The organism is Candidatus Eisenbacteria bacterium, from assembly GCA_016867495.1.
In the GTDB taxonomy this organism is placed as follows: Bacteria; Eisenbacteria; RBG-16-71-46; order CAIMUX01; family VGJL01; genus VGJL01.
The window spans coordinates 1-2,900 of sequence record VGJL01000261.1; the positions used below are offsets into that span (position 1 = coordinate 1).

A 2,900-nucleotide genomic window follows, 5' to 3' on the forward strand; every position below is an offset into this window, starting at 1 on the left:
TGACCAGCCAGGTGACGAGGCTCCGGGGCCAGGTCGCGGATCTCACGGAGGTCCTGGCCACGAAGGACGACCTGGTCCGCGTGAGCGCGCCCCAGATGAAGTTCTTCCACGAGGAGAAGTGCACGAGCTGCCACACCGAGAGGCGCTTCGCAGGAGAGCACAGCTCCAAGGGGCAGATCGAGGCGGCCCTGGCCCACATGAAGGCGATGCCGGACGCGACCTTCACGGAAGACGACATGGCCAAGATCCACTCCTCGCTCCAGCTCCTCCGATGCGCGTCGTGCCACGGGGAGGAGAAACTCAGGCTCCTCGCCCTCAAGTCGCCGGAGCAGAGGATGGAAGTCATCCGCAGGATGGCGGCCATGCCCGGATCGAACATCAGCCCCGACGAGGCGGAGTCGATCCAGAGGGCGTATCAGCAGCTGTTCGGATTCTAGAAGAAGGGAATGCAGGCAGGGAGGCCGCGTGGGGGACGTGACGGGCTCGGGGGGCTTCGGCCCCCCGGCGCAGCGTCGCGCGCGCCTCGCCGCGGGCTCCCGCCGTATTCGACGAGGACACATGGAAAGGAGGAGGTTGTGAAGAGAGGTGCGTTTCTGGCCTTGATCATCGGTGGGCTGCTGCTTCCGATGGTCGCCACTGCCGGGGTCGAGACGACTCCGTACGGGTTCATTCTGCTGAACGCGAGCTACAACACGAGAAGCCAGACCGATGTCCCGGTTCTCGCCGCCCCGGCGGGCAAGGGGGAGCCGAACTTCAACATCTTCGCCAGGCAGTCGAGGCTCGGCCTGAAGATGAAGAGCGACGCGACCTACACCCCGTCGGCCGGGCTCGAGCTCGACTTCTACGGCCTGCGGGGTAGCGGAAGCAATGGGGGCCCCACCAACGCCGCGCCGCGGCTGCGCAGGGCCTTCATGGAGATGCACTTCTCCAAGTTCGACCTCCTGGCAGGCCAGGAGTGGATCGTCTGCGCCCCGCTGAATCCGACGACAATCATGCACATGTCCCTCACCGGGGAGATGTCCTCGGGGAATCTCTGGGCGCGCCTGCCGCAGATCCGCGGGACCATGAAGCCGATCTCGTCCGAGACCGGCGAGCTGAAGGTCGATCTCGCGCTCGTGCGTCCCCTGGGAGCCGATGCGCCCATGGACGCCGTGACCGTCGGCGTCGTCGTGGACACCACGACGGGGATCGGAACCGGCGGCGGAACCGGCGGCGTCTCTCAGGGCGAGGCCTACGGCCGGGGCGAGCAGTTCGGATGGCCTTGGGCGCAGGGGCGCCTGGGCTACACGGTGAAGGGCGCGACCAAGGTTGCGGCCGGCGTCTCGGGCCACTACGGGATGATGGACTTCGGGAACGACCCCGCGGGCGACGACCTGACGGGCGTCTCGATGGCCGTCGCGGGCGATCTGCAGATCACGGTCGGCAAGGCCACGATCAGCGGCGAGGGGTTCTGGGGACAGAACATCAACACCCTCTTCAGCAACGCCAAGTTCGCGATGGTCCCGGACAGCATGAAGGTCGACAACGTCCAGAAGCGCTTCAAGAACGTCGAGGAGATCACGGCGACCGGCGGCTGGGGCGAAGTGAAGTACGCCGTCTCCCCCGCCTTCGACCTCGTGATCAACGGCGGCGTGGAGCAGATGGACGATGAGTTCCTTGCTGCCCCCGATGTCAAGTCGAACACGACGATCATGGGGATGGTCATCGCCAAGCCGACGGCGGGAGTCCAGATCGGTTTGGAGACCGGCATGATCACGACGACATTCATGGGCAACGATCCGGGGACCGCCGACAAGGAGACCGAGTACGACCGCTCGAACATGAACGTCAACGTGTCGTTCATGTACTCGTTCTAGATCAGACGGCGCATCGCGCTCTGGCCCGCTCCGCTCGCTGAGTGGCAGGGCGCGACCTGCGCGACGAGAGTCCAGGGACCCCGACGGTTCCCGAAGCCTCGCGCCGCAAACATGGCGGGGCGAAGGGAATCGTCGGGGTCTCGGCGTGTGGACTGGCCGGAGCGCGCCTACTGCGCGTAATCGCGTTCGATGAGGATCGCGATCGAGCCGCCCCCCGGAGTTGAATGAACGGCCTCGATGGCGTCCTTCAACCCGCTGGCGAGAATCTCGGCCTCCCCCGCCGCCACGGTCACCCTCAAGCGACCTTCCCGGAAGTCGAGAGCCGCGCCGGAGGCGCTCGAGGTCTCGACTGAGTAGGCGAAGGAGTGGCTTTCTTCGGCATCGAGGACGAGCCTGCGATCGACCCGCCCGGTGGAGGCGAGCTGGCGGCACTCGTCGTCGCTCAGCCTCAGGCGAATCGACTTCTCGAAAACCCGCAGCTTCATGAGAGTGGACCCGCCCGCGGCGCGGTCATCCGCCGATCCGCGGCATGTGGGGAACGCCCGCGGCCGGAGTCCTGACCACGCCGGGCAAGCGGAGGGCGCGCCGGATCGTCTCCTCCAGATCCTCCGCGATCTGGACGGGCCGCACGCAGGGCATCAGATCATGCGCGATGGAGCTCATCAGGCAAGGGAGGAGCTTGCCGTCGCCGCGGAGCCTGATGCGATCGCACCCCGCGCAAAAGGGCTCCGACATCGGCGAGACGAACCCGATGATCGACGCGCCTCCGTCGACAGCGTAGCGGACCGCGGCGTCCCCGCCGTTCGCCCCCCGCTCTCCTCCCGCAAGGTCGGACTCCCCGGAGCGATCCTCGCCCGACCGAAGCCGGCGCAGGGCGTGTCTGCTCTCGATCAGGCGCTTGACCGCTCCGTTGGGGACATGGTCCGTCCCCCCGTCCCATCCGGGCATCTGCTCGATGAAGCGGACCTCGACGCCCTTGCGCCGTCCATAGGCGACGAAGTCGAGCACCTCGCCCATGTTCGATTCGAGGACCACGACGTTGAG

Annotated in this window: 3 protein-coding genes; 1 reads left to right on the plus strand and 2 read right to left on the minus strand. The window is 66.8% G+C overall.

The annotated features are described in order from the left end of the window. Window positions 1-575 precede the first annotated feature (575 nt). Window positions 576-1,856, plus strand: coding sequence for a hypothetical protein (locus tag FJY88_13150; GenBank protein MBM3288273.1), 1,281 nt, complete (start codon window positions 576-578; stop codon window positions 1,854-1,856). Between the two features lie 167 nt (window positions 1,857-2,023). Here the strand turns inward: FJY88_13150 and FJY88_13155 are convergent, their stop codons facing one another. Next, the gene (locus FJY88_13155; GenBank protein ID MBM3288274.1) at window positions 2,024-2,341 is read right to left on the minus strand and encodes a hypothetical protein; all 318 of its coding nucleotides are present in this window, start codon (window positions 2,339-2,341) and stop codon (window positions 2,024-2,026) included. Between the two features lie 25 nt (window positions 2,342-2,366). Then, window positions 2,367-2,900 (minus strand): hypothetical protein (locus FJY88_13160; protein ID MBM3288275.1); only part of this gene is annotated, 534 nt, incomplete at its 5' end.

Coding starts and splice junctions, on each gene's coding strand:
- FJY88_13155 (MBM3288274.1), bottom strand. CDS start 2,341: ATGAAGCTGCGGGTTTTCGAGAAGTCGATTCGCCTGAGGCTGAGCGAC.